This is a genomic window from Sorangium sp. So ce281 (assembly GCF_051527395.1).
GTDB lineage: Bacteria > Myxococcota_A > Polyangia > Polyangiales > Polyangiaceae > Sorangium > Sorangium cellulosum_B.
The window spans coordinates 10412323-10426053 of the sequence record NZ_CP150322.1 but is presented as its reverse complement, the minus strand read 5'-3'; the positions used below and the strand labels follow the sequence as shown (position 1 = coordinate 10426053).

At 71.5% G+C, this 13731-nt stretch carries 8 protein-coding genes; 4 read left to right on the top strand and 4 right to left on the bottom strand.

The window, feature by feature from the left end; translation table 11 throughout:
• Positions 1-391: 391 nt before the first annotated feature.
• The 4 genes from rho to WMF27_RS39795 all read left to right on the top strand — a co-directional run bounded on the left by rho (position 392) and on the right by WMF27_RS39795 (position 6661).
• Positions 392-1639 carry a transcription termination factor Rho gene (rho, locus tag WMF27_RS39810; protein ID WP_012240541.1) on the top strand — a complete coding sequence of 416 codons (1248 nt, stop codon included), beginning with the start codon at positions 392-394 and terminating at the stop codon, positions 1637-1639.
• Between the two features lie 120 nt (positions 1640-1759).
• Positions 1760-3847, top strand: a complete 2088-nt coding sequence (locus WMF27_RS39805) for a GAF domain-containing protein (RefSeq protein ID WP_437763676.1) — start codon at positions 1760-1762, stop codon at positions 3845-3847.
• A gap of 49 nt (positions 3848-3896) precedes the next feature.
• Positions 3897-4985 (top strand): (Fe-S)-binding protein, encoded by a 1089-nt coding sequence (locus WMF27_RS39800; protein ID WP_437763677.1) that lies wholly within the window; start codon positions 3897-3899, stop codon positions 4983-4985.
• The gene (locus WMF27_RS39795) at positions 4982-6661 is read left to right on the top strand and encodes an ATP-binding protein (protein WP_437763678.1); all 1680 of its coding nucleotides are present in this window, start codon (positions 4982-4984) and stop codon (positions 6659-6661) included. Before WMF27_RS39800 ends, WMF27_RS39795 begins: the two co-directional genes overlap by 4 nt.
• 69 nt (positions 6662-6730) lie before the next feature.
• Here the strand turns inward: WMF27_RS39795 and WMF27_RS39790 are convergent, their stop codons facing one another.
• From WMF27_RS39790 to WMF27_RS39775, 4 genes are all read right to left on the bottom strand, one after another.
• A complete protein-coding gene (locus tag WMF27_RS39790) occupies positions 6731-8293 on the bottom strand; it encodes a serine/threonine protein kinase (RefSeq protein ID WP_437763679.1) in 1563 nt (520 codons plus the stop codon).
• Between the two features lie 267 nt (positions 8294-8560).
• Positions 8561-10528: an acetate--CoA ligase gene (acs, locus tag WMF27_RS39785; RefSeq protein ID WP_437763680.1), complete on the bottom strand. Its 1968-nt coding sequence runs from the start codon at positions 10526-10528 to the stop codon at positions 8561-8563.
• A gap of 197 nt (positions 10529-10725) precedes the next feature.
• Complete coding sequence (locus WMF27_RS39780; RefSeq protein WP_437763681.1) at positions 10726-11958, bottom strand: hypothetical protein; 1233 nt, start codon at positions 11956-11958, stop codon at positions 10726-10728.
• A gap of 7 nt (positions 11959-11965) precedes the next feature.
• Positions 11966-13621 carry a serine/threonine-protein kinase gene (locus tag WMF27_RS39775; protein WP_437763682.1) on the bottom strand — a complete coding sequence of 552 codons (1656 nt, stop codon included), beginning with the start codon at positions 13619-13621 and terminating at the stop codon, positions 11966-11968.
• Positions 13622-13731: the final 110 nt, after the last annotated feature.

The following is a 13731-nucleotide window of genomic DNA, read 5'->3' as shown; positions in this document are numbered from 1 at the left end:
CGGGGGAGGCAACTTCAGGCAACACCTGGGAGCCACGGGCAGTTCGCCCGCGTCGTTCTTCGTACGGACGGCGCGGGCGCCCTGTATCCGTGGCGCGCCCCACGACGCGCGCGCATCGTCCGTGCCCCCCGCCGCGCATTGACAGAGCAGACGCGCTTGATAGAGTCGCCGCCCGATCGGCAAGCACAGCCCGCCGATCGAGCGACATGAACGTGAGGGGCGCCGGTTGCGAGGCGAGCCCTCTTCCCTCTGGCGACCCGCCGACATCGACGACATGCTCGGCCCCGCCTCGGGTCCGACCCGCTAGTCCCCCCCAACAAAAAACCAACGACCGACGGCCTCCACGCCCTTGACAGGGCACGCGCCGTCGCATCCTGGAGCTTTCCGACTCATGCACCTCAGGGAACTGAAGCAGAAACCGATGGCCGAGCTCGTCCAGATGGCGAAGGGGCTCAACATCGAGGGCGCTGCCGGGCTGCGCAAGCAGGAGGTCATCTTCGCTCTCCTGCAGGCCCACGCGGCGCAGGACCAGCCGGTCTACGGCGAGGGTGTGCTCGAATGCCTGCCCGACGGCTTCGGCTTCCTCCGGGCGCCGGACTACAACTACCTGCCGGGTCCGGACGACATCTACGTCTCGCCGTCCCAGATCCGGCGCTTCAACCTCCGCACCGGCGACAGCGTGAGCGGCTCCATCCGGCCGCCCAAGGAGCGCGAGGCGTACTTCGCGCTGCTCAAGGTCGACAAGATCAACGGCGAGCCCCCCGAGGTCGCCCGCGACAAGATCCTGTTCGACAACCTCACGCCCCTCTACCCGCAGCAGAAGTTCAACATCGAGAACGGGACGAAGAGCTTCTCGACCCGCATCATCGACATGCTCTGCCCCATCGGGAAGGGGCAGCGCTGCCTCATCGTCTCGCCGCCCCGCGCGGGCAAGACGGTGCTGCTCCAGCAGATCGCCAACGCCATCTCCGCGAACCACCCGGACACGACGCTGATCGTGCTGCTCATCGACGAGCGCCCGGAGGAGGTGACCGACATGCAGCGCACCGTGAAGGGCGAGGTGATCAGCTCGACCTTCGACGAGCCCCCGACGCGGCACGTGCAGGTCGCCGAGATGGTGATCGAGAAGGCGAAGCGCCTCGTCGAGCACAAGCACGACGTCGTGATCTTGCTGGACTCGATCACCCGCCTGGCGCGCGCGTACAACACGGTCGTCCCGCCGAGCGGCAAGATCCTCTCCGGCGGCGTCGACTCGAACGCGCTGCACAAGCCGAAGCGGTTCTTCGGCGCCGCGCGCAACGTCGAGGAGGGCGGCTCGCTGACGATCGTCGCCACCGCGCTCGTCGACACGGGCTCGCGCATGGACGAGGTCATCTTCGAGGAGTTCAAGGGCACGGGTAACAGCGAGATCCACCTGGATCGCAAGCTGATGGAGAAGCGGATCTTCCCCTGCCTCGACATCAACAAGAGCGCGACCCGCAAGGAAGAGCTGCTGCTGCCGGAGTGGATCCTCCAGCGCGTGTGGCTGCTCCGCCAGCTGCTGCACCCCCTCAACGTCATCGACTCGATGGAATTCCTCCTGGACAAGGTGAGCCGCACCGAGACCAATCAGGAATTCCTCGAGAGCATGAACCAGTAGCGGCGCGTCCTAGGGGCGTTCCCGGCGGTCGTCGGGAGCGCTCTCTATCTATCGCGCGAACGGCCCGCGCAGGGGCCCGCGCGCGCGCTCCTCCGGGCGAAGTCGTGTTAGCGTCTTCTGGTGACCGCGAAGGCGGAACAACGCACGAAGGCGCTGCAGGCTCGCAACCAGGAGCTCGAGGCGCGCCTCGCCCACGCCGACAAGACGGTGCGGGCGCTCCGGGATGTCGGGCTGGCCCTCGGCAGCACCCTGGATCTCGACCAGCTCCTCGCGCTGATCCTGAACAAGATCACCGAGCTGCTCGACGCGGACCGAGCCACCCTCTACCTGCTCGACGAGCAGCGGCAGCGGCTTTTGTCGCGCATCGTCATCGGCGAGGAGGCGCGCGCGATCGAGCTGCCCGTCGGCGCGGGGATCGCGGGCCATGTCGCCAAGATGGGGCGCACCGTCCGCGTCAAGGACGCCTACCGGGATCGCCGGTTCCAGCGCGACTGGGACGAGGTCACGGGGTACCGCACCCGCTCGATCCTCGCCGCGCCGATGAAGAACCACGTCGGCCGGACCATCGGGGTCATCCAGGTCCTGAACAAGCACGGGGAAGGGGAGTTCTCGGTCCACGACGAGGAGCTCCTGAGCGCGCTGGCGACGCAGGCGGCCGTCTCGATCGACAACTCGCGGCTGTTCCTCTCGGTGATCCAGAAGAACACGCAGCTCGTGGAGACCAAGGAGCAGCTCGAGCACCGCGTGAGCGACCTCAAGCTGCTCTTCGACCTCGAGAGCGCGATGGGCCGCGCGACCACGATGGAGGACCTCGCGCGCGCGGTCATCACGGAGGCCGGCAGGGCGTGCGAGGCGCGGGCGGGGGGGATGCTCGTCGACGAGATCGAGGGCGGGCTGTTCCTCTACTTCTTCGATCTCACGGCGTTCGACGGGGGCAGCGCGCCGCCCCGCGCGCCCGCCCTCGAAGAGGAGCCGGAGGGCGTCGTGAGCGGGGCCCCCCCGAGGCCGGCGGTGAAGCGCATCGCGATGCGCCGCGGCGAAGGGGTGGTCGGGCGCGCCATGGTGAACAACGAGGCGGTGTGCTTCTCGCGCGAGGGCGGGGGCCGGGATCCGGACGACACGCTCGTGTCGCCGCGGCTCGCCCAGCTCGTCGGCGCGGAGCTCAGGACGGCGATCGCCGTGCCGCTCGAGGGCGAGGACGCGGTGCCGATCGGCTCCATGGCCCTCTACAACTCCAGGAACCCCCACGGCTTCTCGAAGGACGATCGCGCGCTGCTGCGGCTCGTGTCGGCGAACGCGTCGACCGCGCTGCGCCTGTTCCGGTCGCGCCTCGAGCGGGAGCAGAGCGAGCGGCTCACCACGATCGGGCGCCTGCTCTCGGGCGTGATGCACGACATGCGCACGCCGCTCACGGTGATCAGCGGTTACGTCCAGCTCATGGCCGGCGCTCCCGACGCGGCGACGAGGGAGGACCACGCGCGGCTGATCCTCAAGCAGTTCGACGTCATCAGCGCGATGCAGCGCGAGGTGCTGGAGTTCGCGCGCGGCGAGCGGAGCATCCTCGTGCGCAAGGTGTACTTGATCAAGTTCTTCGGCGACATCGAGAAGCAGCTGGAGCACGAGCTCGCCGGGACCGGCGTCTCGCTCTCCCTGGAGCTCGAGGACCGAGGGACCGCGCGGTTCGACGAGGCGAAGATGACGCGGCTCCTGCACAACCTGGTCCGCAACGCGGTCGAGGCGATGCGGCCAGGCGGGGGCACGGTGACGATCCGCGCCTACCGCGACGGGGGCGACCTCGCGATCTGCGTCGCGGACACCGGGAAGGGGATCCCCAAGGAGATCCAGGGCCGCCTCTTCCAGTCGTTCGTCACCTCCGGCAAGCGCGGCGGCACCGGCCTCGGGCTCGCGATCGTGAAGAAGATCGTCGACGAGCACGCCGGGACGATCACGGTCGCGTCGTCCGACAAGGGCGCGAAGTTCACCATCCGCCTGCCCCAGGAGAGCGCGCCGTCGCGGTCTCCCGGGACCGCAGGGGGGCAGCCCCAGCTGGTGTCGACGGACGGCAGCCCGGCGACCAAGGCGGGCGCGAGCGTCGCGCCGGTCGTCCACGAGGGCATCCCCCGCCGCAGGCCGGCGGGCTCAGCTCCCTCCGTCACCCCCGTGAACGAGCGGGGTCGACGCTCGTCCAGCAACGGCTCGGGCGCCTGACGCGCTCCCGCCGCTTGCGCGAGGCGCACCGGATGGAGAGACTCGAACGGTGTCCCAGCTCCGCCTGAAGCTCCTCGAGCCGCACCGGACGTCGCTCGAGAAGTGCGTCTACTGCCCCAAGCTCTCCCGCGCCGCCTGCCCCGTGTCGAACGTCGAGGCGAACGAGACGGTGACGCCCTGGGGGAAGATGTCGATGGCGTACTTCGCCGCGCGCGGCGACGTGCCGCTCGACGCAGGCCACGCGGAGCCGGCCTGGGCGTGCTCCGCGTGCTTCGGGTGCCGCGAGCGCTGCGATCACAAGAACGAGGTGGCCACCGTGCTGACGGACGCGCGCGCGGAGCTCTTCGCGCGCGATCTCGCGCCGGAGGGGGCCAGGCGCGTGGCGGAGCGCTTCGCGGCCCGCGAGGCGGGCCGCGCCGGTGAGCTCGACGCGCGCTCTCGATCGGCCGCGCCCGACGCGGTCCACGTGCTGCTCGGCTGCGGCTACGAACGTCACGCGCCGGACGTCGCCCGCGACGCGCTCGACGCGACCGAAGCGCTGGCGGGCGCCCCGACCCGCCCGGTGCGCGCCTGCTGCGGGTTGCCGCTCCTGTACGCCGGCGATCGCCCGGGCTTCGAGGCCGCCGCGCGGCGGCTCGCCGCGGAGGTCGCGCCCGGGGGGCGCTTCGTCGCCGTCGATCCCGGGTGCGCGCGCGCCGTGCGCGTCGAGTACCCGCGCGTGGGGGTGAGCGTGAAGGCCCCGGAGCTGTTCGTCGATCTCGCGCGCTCGTCGCTCGACAGGCTGCAGCGATCGGCGTCGGAGCGGCGGGTGCGCTACCACGATCCCTGCCAGCTCGGGCGCGGCCTCGATCGCTACGACGCGCCCCGGGAGATCCTCGCCCGCATCACGGGGCGCCCGCCGGAGGAGTTCATCCACCGCCGCGAGCACGCCGATTGCAGCGGCGGCGGCGGCCTCCTGCCCGCCACGCGTCCCGCGTCGTCCGCCGCCATCGCCGACGCCAGGATCGCGGAGCACCGCGCGCTCGGCGGCGGGCTGCTCGTGACGCACTGCGCGCAGAGCCTCCGGCGTTTCAGGACGCAGGGCGAGCCGGCGGAGGACCTCGCGAGCCTCGTCGCGCGGGCCGTCGCGCCGCGATGAGCGCGCCGCCGCCGCCAGCCGCGGACGAGGCGCGCGGCGGCGCCGCGGGGCCGGAGGAGCGCGCGCCCCAGAAGCGGCGCACGGTCGCGGGGAGGCTGCTCGCGAGCTACCTCGTGGTGCTCGCCGCCTTCGCGCTGACCGTCGGCTGGAGCGTCCAGGCGCTGCGGGCAGCCTCGCGCGACGCTCAGCTGCTGCGCGCCGGGTACGTCCCGCTGCTGCTCCGCATCGGCGAGGTCCTGGCCGAGCAGAACGTCTTCAACGCCCAGCTCAACCACATCACCGCCGCGAAGAACCCGGGGGACGTGCGCGAGTGGATCGAGACCGCGAGGCGGACCCGTCCGCTCGCGTTCTCGATCGTCAAGGACGCCGCCCGGGCGCTCGCCGGCGCGGATGAGAAGGCGACCGGCGGGGACGCCCGCGTCGGGCAGGCGGCCGCGTCGTCCGGCGTCCGCCGGTTCAGCGACGAGGTCGCGGACGAGGTGGCGGCGATCGAGCGGCTCGTCGGCGCCAGCCCGGAGCGGTTCGCGCAGCTGTTCCAGGCGCTCGCCGTCGGCGATCGCGACCTCGCCGAGCGCACGCGCGACGAGCTGGTCAAGCGAGAGGTCGAGGGCGCCCAGCGGCTGCGGGCGATCAGGAGCCGCGTCGAGGAGCAGATGGAGAGCCTCACCGACGAGGCGGAGCTGCGTGAGCAGCGCTCGATGCACCTGCTCGTCGGGCTCGGCGTGCTGACGCTCCTCGTCGGCGTGATGATGTCGTTGTATGCGCGGCGCGTGCTCGCCCCGCTGACCGCGGTCACCGAGCGGGCCAACGCCGTCGCGCGCGGCGACCTCACCCCGAAGCAGGCGCTCGCGACGAACGACGAGATCGGCGAGCTCGCGACGACGTTCGAGGACATGGTCGCCGCGATCCGCCGCGCGCGCGCCGAGCTCGTGAACGCCGAGCGGCTGGCGGCGATCGGGAAGATGGCCGCGCACGTCACGCACGAGATCAGGAACCCGCTGTCGTCGATCGGGCTGAACCTGGAGCTGCTCGAGGAGGAGGTGGCGCGCGCCTCCGCCGCGGACACCCCTGACGCGGCGCTCAGGCCGGTGATGAAGGAGTCGGCGCAGCTCGTCACCGCCATCCGGGCCGAGGTGGACCGCCTGTCTCGCATCGCGGAGCAGTACCTCAGCGTCGCCCGCCGCCCCCGCCCGCGCCTCGAGCCGGAGCGGGTGGACGACCTGGTGCAGGAGCTGGTGGCGTTCGTGAGGCCCGAGCTCGACCGCGCCGGCGTCGCGGTTCGCGTCGAGGTGGAGGAGGCGGGGCCCGAGATCCTCCTCGACGAGTCGCAGATCCGTCAGGCGCTCCTGAATTTGCTCCGCAACGCGCGCGAGGCGATGCCGAAGGGCGGCGAGATCGTCGTGAGCGTCAGCTTCTCGAGCGGCGCCGCGACCATCGCGGTCGACGACACGGGCCCCGGCGTGCCGGAGGAGCTGCGGGCGTCGATCTTCGACCCCTTCTTCACGACGAAGCAGCGCGGTACGGGGCTCGGGCTCGCGGTCACGCGGGACATCATCGAGGCGCACGGCGGCACGATCTCGTGCGAGCCGCGCGAGGCGGGGGGAACGCGGTTCCGGATCGCGCTGCCCGCCGGGCGCTCGCCGGCCCAGGGCCGCGCCGCGGACGCGGTGCTGTGAGCCGCGCCGGCCGCGGCGCGCTCGCGCGCTGGAGAGCGGCACGTCCGACGCGGAGCCGCTGCGCGCGGCCTATTTCGGCATGTCCAGGTACTCGAGGGCATACCCCATGAGGAGGAAGCCCACGACGGCGAACAGGATCGCCGCGAGCACATAGACGATGGTTCGAAGCGTCCGCGCCGGCGGCGGCGCCGGAGGCCGCTGCTCGATCGGCTCTGGCGCACCGGCGGTGGGCCCCAGGCTCGCCGAGTCCATGCTTGGCCGCACGGGTTTGTAGACGAGCGTCGGCCCCTGGCCGGTCGTCGACCCGCCCGAGCTGTCCTCGGAGAAATCCGGGAGCGTCCGCGGCGTCACGGGGTGGGACACGAGCGGGGGCACGAGCTCTCGGGCCGCGTTGTTGAGCACCATGGTGCCGTTCGGGCCGGTCCATTGGACGGGCGTCACCGCCGCCTGCCCGCCCGGCGCGCGCCCGCCGGGCATGTACGGCGGGAGCTGGCCCTCGTTCTGCGTGAGCGGCGGCTCCCCGACAGGGCGGGCCGGCCGCTCAGGCTCGCCGTGCGGGCGCACCACGGTCTCGACCCGCGGTTGCGCCCCCGGGTCGGTCGCCGTGCGGATCAAGATGGGGTCGAGCGGCGGCACCGGGAGCTTGACCGCGCCGGAGGACGGGGGCTTGTAGCTCGGGTGCGCCGGCGGGATGGGCGAGCTGCGCGCATGGCCGGAGGCGCTGCTTGCCGGCAGCGTGGAGATGGGTGAGCCGCTGACCGGATGGCTGGAGCTCCTCGCCGGCCGCAGCTCCCGCCACGCGGTGAGCCCCTCGAGCGCGCTCTGGAAGCGGTCCGCGGGCTCCCGCGCCAGCCCCTTCGCGAGGAACGCCTCGAGCCGCGGGTCGACGGGCCCGTCCATCGCCTCGGCCAGCGTCCGCGCGTCGGTCTTCTGCTTCATCTCGACCATGATGAGCAGGTTGCGCGCCTGGTAAGGCAGCTGGCCGCTCATCGACTGGTAGATCATCGTGGCGCAGGCGTAGATGTCCGCGCGGTGGTCGACCGTCTTCGCCTTGCCGATCTGCTCGGGCGGCATGAACGAGAACGTGCCCAGGCTCTGGCCCATCTCGGTCAGGGTCTCCGCTCCCATCTCCTTCGGCAGCTTGGAGATGCCGAAGTCGAGGATCTTGACCCGCCTCGACCCGTCGGGGCGCGCCTCGATGTACACGTTCGACGGCTTCAGATCGCGGTGGATGATCCCGGCGCGGTGCGCGTCGGCGAGCCCCATCCAGACCTGCTCGATGATCGGGTGAAGCTCCTCGAAATCGATCGGTCCCGTCCGCTTCAGCCGATCGATCAGCGACTCGCCCTCGAGCAGCTCGAACACGAGGACGATGCCGTGCTCGGGGTCCTCCTCGACGTCGAGGATCTCGGTGACGTGATCGCTGTTGATGGATCCGGCGGCGCGCGCCTCGCGCCGGAACCGCTCGGCCGCGGACGACTTGGCCTTCGACTCGGCGCGCAGGAGCTTGACCGCCACCTGGCGGCCGGTGCGGATGTTCTCCGCGGCGAACACCTCGCCCATGCCGCCGCGGCCGAGCTGGCGGATGATGCGATACCGGTTCGCAACGACGGTTCCAGCTTCGAGCTCCAAGCGCGCCCTCGCCACAGAGTATCCTCCGCGCGGATGCGGAGGATCAAATTCTCCGGCGCGAACGAGGTGATCCGACCGTAAGCTGCGGGGTGCCGGTCGTGGGCCGCCGTCGCTCTTCCCAGGGCCGGGCGCGGCGAAAGAGCCGCAGGATCGAGCTCTTCCGTGGGTTCTCCTCCCCTTCGCCGAGGAGCAGGCGCTGCGCCGTCGCGCGCGCTGTCCTCGCGTCGGTCGCAGGGGCACGGCCGCGCCCCTGCGCCGCCGCGGGGCTCACTCCTCTTCTTGCTGGCGGAGCTTCGCCATGACGCTCAGGTCCTCGAGCGTCGAGGTATCGCCGGTCAGCTCTCGACCAGCGGCGACGTCCTTCAGGAGCCGGCGCATGATCTTGCCGCTGCGGGTCTTCGGCAGGGCGTCCGCGAAGCGGATGGCGTCGGGGCGCGCGAACTTGCCGATCTCCTTGGCGACGTGCTCGGCGAGCTTTGCCTGAAGCTCCGGCCCGGCCTTCACCCCCGGCCGGAGCGAGACGAACACCACGAGCGCCTGTCCCTTGAGGTCGTCCGGGCGACCGACCGCGGCCGCCTCTGCGACGGAGGGGTGAGACACGAGCGCGCTCTCGATCTCGGCCGTCCCGATGCGGTGGCCGGCCACGTTCAGCACGTCGTCGATGCGGCCGACGACCCAGAAGTAGCCGTCCTCGTCGCGGCGCGCGCCGTCGCCGGTGAAGTAGCAGCCCTCGACGTCGCTGAAGTATGTCTTGCGGAAGCGCTCGTCGTCGCCCCACACCGTGCGCAGCATCGACGGCCACGCCTGCTTCAGGACGAGCAGCCCGCCCTCGCCCGCCGCGACGGGCTTGCCGTCCTTCGTCACGACCTCGGGCACGACGCCGAACATCGGCAGCCCGGTCGACCCCGGCTTCGAGAACGACGCGCCGGGCAGCGTGGTCATCATGATCGAGCCCGTCTCCGTCTGCCACCAGGTGTCCACGATCGGGCAGCGGCCGCCGCCGATGGTCCGGTGGTACCAGATCCACGCCTCGGGGTTGATCGGCTCGCCGACCGAGCCGAGGAGCCTGAGGCTCGACAGATCGCTCTTCGCGGGCCACTCGTCGCCCTGCCGCATGAAGGCGCGGATGGCCGTGGGGGCGGTGTAGAGGATGGTGACCCCGTGCTTCTCGATCAGCCGCCAGAAGCGGCCCCAGTCAGGGAAGTTCGGGGCGCCTTCGTACATAAGGCACGTCGCGCCGTTCGAGAGCGGGCCGTACACGATGTAGCTGTGACCCGTCACCCAGCCGACGTCGGCGGTGCACCAGTAGACGTCGTCGTCGCGCAGATCGAAGACGTACTTCGTTGTGACGTGCGCGCCGACCAGGTAGCCGGCGGTCGTGTGGAGCACCCCCTTGGGCTTCCCGGTCGAGCCGCTCGTGTAGAGGATGAAGAGCGGGTGCTCGGCGTCGACGACCGTCGGCTCGCAGGCCGGGGCGGCCCCGGCGAGCAGGTCGTGCCAGAAGACGTCGCGGCCCTCCGTCATCTGCACCTCGCAGCGCTCCTTGCCGATGTGCTGGTACACGACGACGCGCGTCGCGCTCTTCGCCTCCGGCTGCGCGAGCGCCTTGTCGACGGTCGCCTTCAGCGGCACGACCTGCCCGCGCCGGTACGCGCCGTCCTGCGTGATGACGAGCTTGGCCTGGCTGTCGTGGATGCGGTCGCGGAGCGCGTCCGCGGCGAAGCCGCCGAACACGACGGTGTGCACCGCGCCGAGGCGCGCGCAGGCGAGCATCGCCACGGCCACCTCGGGGACCATGCCCATGTAGATCGCGACCCGGTCCCCCTTCTCGATGCCCAGCCGCTTGAGCGCGTTGGCGAGCAGCAGCGTCTCGCGGTGGAGCTGGGCGTAGGTCAGCGTGCGCGTGGCGCCGTGCTCCCCTTCCCAGATGATGGCGGCCTTGTTCTTGGTGGCCGTCGTCAGGTGTCGATCGAGGCAGCTCTCCGTGACGTTGAGGGTGGCGCCGAGGAACCACTTGGCGTGCGGCAAGGACCAGTCGCTGGTCGTGGTCCACGGCGTGCGGAACACGAGGTCGCTCGTCTCCCGGCGCCAGAACGCGTCCGGCTGCTCGATGCTCTCGCGGTAGAGCGCCTCGTAGGTCGCCTGCGCGCCGACGCGCGCGCGACGCGCGAACTCGGCCGGCGGCTCGAACCGGCGCGTCTCCTTGAGCAACGACGTGATGGCATCCTGCGACATGGTCACCCCTTGAGGGGACGGCGGCAGCCGATCCCCGGCTGACGTTGAAGTGGACGGCGTGAGCCGATCCCCGGGCCCATGCTCTCCGCTGGAGAGCGCGGCGAACCCTCGACGACTCGCCGCGAGGGCGTGCGAGGATACATCCGTCAAGCGTCAGAACAAGGATGGAACGAGCGGCCGGGATCGGCGGAGGCCGATCACCAGAACGCATAGCCGGCGTGCAAGCTGCCTCCCAGCTGCAGCAGCACGGCCGAGTAGAGCGTGACGTCGTCCTGGTCGGGGTTCTTGTAGCTGATGCCGCGCGACGACTGGAAGTAGCTGTCGAGCGAGAACCCGAGGAGCACACCCCCGAGGTCCAGCTCGACGCCCACCTCGGAGAACACGAACGCGTTCACCCCGGCGGCCTTCTGGCACAGGCCATTGCAGATGTCTCCGTCCTGCGTCTTGATGCTGTCGAACTTCACCGAGTCGTAGGTGAGACCGCCCCCGATCGAGCCCACGAACCGCCAGGTCTGCCCGGGGGTCATCAGGCGGACGTTCAGCCCGAGGCGCGTCGAGCCGAGCGTGTAACTGGCGTTCGGGTAAGCGGGGTCGTCCGAGCCGGTCGCGATGTTCGCGTACTGGAGCATCACGTCGAACGCCGCGGGGGTGTTCACGCGGTATCCCACCCGGATCGAGCCAGCCCCGCCGCTGTTCGCCTCCGGCGCCGGGAAGGCGCGCGGGTGGCCGAGCGGCCAGAGCAACGACGCGGCGCCGATCACATAGTAGCCCTGCGGCGGGAGCGACAGGGGCACCGGCTTCGGCGGAGGGGGCAGGGGCGGCGTGAACGGCTGGGCCGCCGGGGTCGCGGGGGCTCTGTCCGGGACCAGCGCGAGCTTCACCTTCTTGTCGCGCTCGCCGCTCACCACGGTGACGCTCTCGTCAGCGCTCGCGTGCCCCTCGGCGCGCGCGCCGATGCGGTGCACCCCCGGCCCGAGCTCCACGACCCGCGTCCCCGAGGACGAGGGGGGCTGCTCCTCGCCGTCGATGATCAGCGTCGCGGTCTGTGGGCTGAGCTCGATCGTGAGACGGGCGAGGAGCGCGCGCATCTCCTCGATGGCGCTGCGCGCCGTCTTCTCGTCGCCCTCATCCATCGTGTCGCGGTGCTGCGCGAGCGCGCGCTCGAGCGCCGCGATGGCCCTCGGGTAGTTGAAGAGGGCCTTCTCGGCGAGGGCGATGTTGAACAGCGGGCTGGCCTTCGGCTTCTCCTTGTAGGCCGCCTCGAACTCGACGACCGCGGCCCGGTAGTTCCTGTCCTGGAACAGCTTGATGCCGTTCTCCATGTGCTGCCGGTACGGCTCGACCTGCGCGAGCGCCGGCGAGAGCTGCACGGCCAGGCCGAGCGTCGCCGCGCAGAGCGCCAGCGTGAGTCGTCCGTGTGAGCTGCCCAATCCCGCCTCAGTCGACCTTGAGCTGCAAACCTGCCGCGACCCCCGCCGGCTTCGACGTGGCAACCGCCGGGGTGGCCTGCGCCGGACCGGCGGCCTTCGCCCCGGCGCCCGGGCCCCTCGGGCGCGCCGCGAACGGGAGCGCCGTCGCCTTCTTCGGGCTCGGCTCGGCCTTGGGCGCCGGGGCGGGCGCGACGGGCGCCGCGGTCGCGGCCTCGGCCGGAGGCGGCGCCGGTGTCACGGCCGCCGGCAGCGGGTGGAGCAGGACATCGATCGGGGAGTTGGCGTCCTGGAGCGTCACCTCTTTGTCCACAGGCGTGTAGCCGGAGGCCTCGATCCGCACGCGCTTCGTCTCGCCCGCGCGGCCGCGCAGCGTGCGATCGGCCAGCGCCACGCCGTCGACGGTGAAGAGGGCGCCTTCGGCGTTCGTCCGGAGCTCGACGGAGACCTGGGTGGGCAGCGCCGGCGCGGCGGCCACCGTGCCCGCCTCCGGCGAGCGGCGCGCGTGGAGGACCGCGCCGGCGAGCCCGCCCATCAGCGCGACCAGCGCCACCGCGGCGAACGCGAGCCGCCGCGGGCCGCGCGCGCCCGTGGGCCCGCTGCTCGACCAGCCCACCTTCGAGCCGCTCCCGTGCACCTCGAGCGTCGGATCCAGCCCGATGCTCGGATCCCCCGGCGCCTGCTTCGCCGGCGTCTGCCCGAGGGCGCCAGGAGCGCTCGTCGTGTGCGCTCCGAGCTCGTCGCTCGAGCTGCGCCGCGACGCGAGGAGCCCGCCGGCGCCGGCGACCAGGGCGTCCAGGAAATCTCGCGCGGAGGAGAACCTCGCGTCCCTGTCCCGCGTGAGCGCTTTGGCGATCACGCGCGCGATCGGCTCGGGGACGGCCGGGTTGCTCATCCGCACGTCGAGGGCGTCCTTCATGCAGATGTTGACGATCACCTGCTCGTACGAGCCGCCGCTGTGCGGCGGGTGCCCCGTGAGGCACTCGTAGAGGATCGCGCCGGCGGCCCAGAGATCGGTCCTGCCGTCCACGTCGGGCATCGCCTGCGCCTGCTCCGGCGACATGTAGAACGGCGTTCCGAGCACCGTGCCCTGCCGGGTCAACGTGTGCGCCGGAGCGCCGTCGGCGCGGCGCATCTTCGAGATGCCGAAGTCCAGGATCTTGGCGAAGTTCGGGTCGTCGTCGCGGTCGACCAGGAAGACGTTGTCCGGCTTGAGGTCGCGGTGGACGATGCCCGCCTCGTGGGCGCGGTGGAGGCCGCGGAGGAGCTGCGCGGTCACGTGGAGCGCCTCGCCGAGGTCGAGCCTGCCGCAGCGCCGGATGCGGTGGCCCAGGTCCTCGCCCCGGAGCAGCTCCATGACGAGGAAGGGGGTGTCGTCGGCGAAGCCGGCGTCGAAGATCTCGACGATGTGCGCGCTCTCGACGGCGCTGGCCGCCTGCGCCTCGCGGTGGAACCGTGCCACCGCATCCTTGTTTTGCGCGAGATCGCCGTCGACGAACTTCATCGCGACGCGCTTCCCGATGGCGGTATTCACCGCCTCGTAGACCGTGCCCATCCCGCCACGCCCGATCGTCCGTACGATTTCGTACTTCTGAACCCGCTTTCCGACGAGCGCCCCCTCGACCGGCTGGGTCGCTGCGGCGGTGGTGTCGGTGCTGCTAGGCATGGCGGTTCGACGTGGGGGAAGCGGACGAAGCCCGTGAAGCCCTTTGGACGAACCGCATCAAAGAAAGCTGCGCCCCGTCCCCGCGCGGCAGCTTATCACCTCCTCACGCC

Coding starts and splice junctions, on each gene's coding strand:
- rho (WP_012240541.1), top strand. CDS start 392: ATGCACCTCAGGGAACTGAAGCAGAAACCGATGGCCGAGCTCGTCCAG.
- WMF27_RS39795 (WP_437763678.1), top strand. CDS start 4,982: ATGAGCGCGCCGCCGCCGCCAGCCGCGGACGAGGCGCGCGGCGGCGCC.
- acs (WP_437763680.1), bottom strand. CDS start 10,528: ATGTCGCAGGATGCCATCACGTCGTTGCTCAAGGAGACGCGCCGGTTC.
- WMF27_RS39775 (WP_437763682.1), bottom strand. CDS start 13,621: ATGCCTAGCAGCACCGACACCACCGCCGCAGCGACCCAGCCGGTCGAG.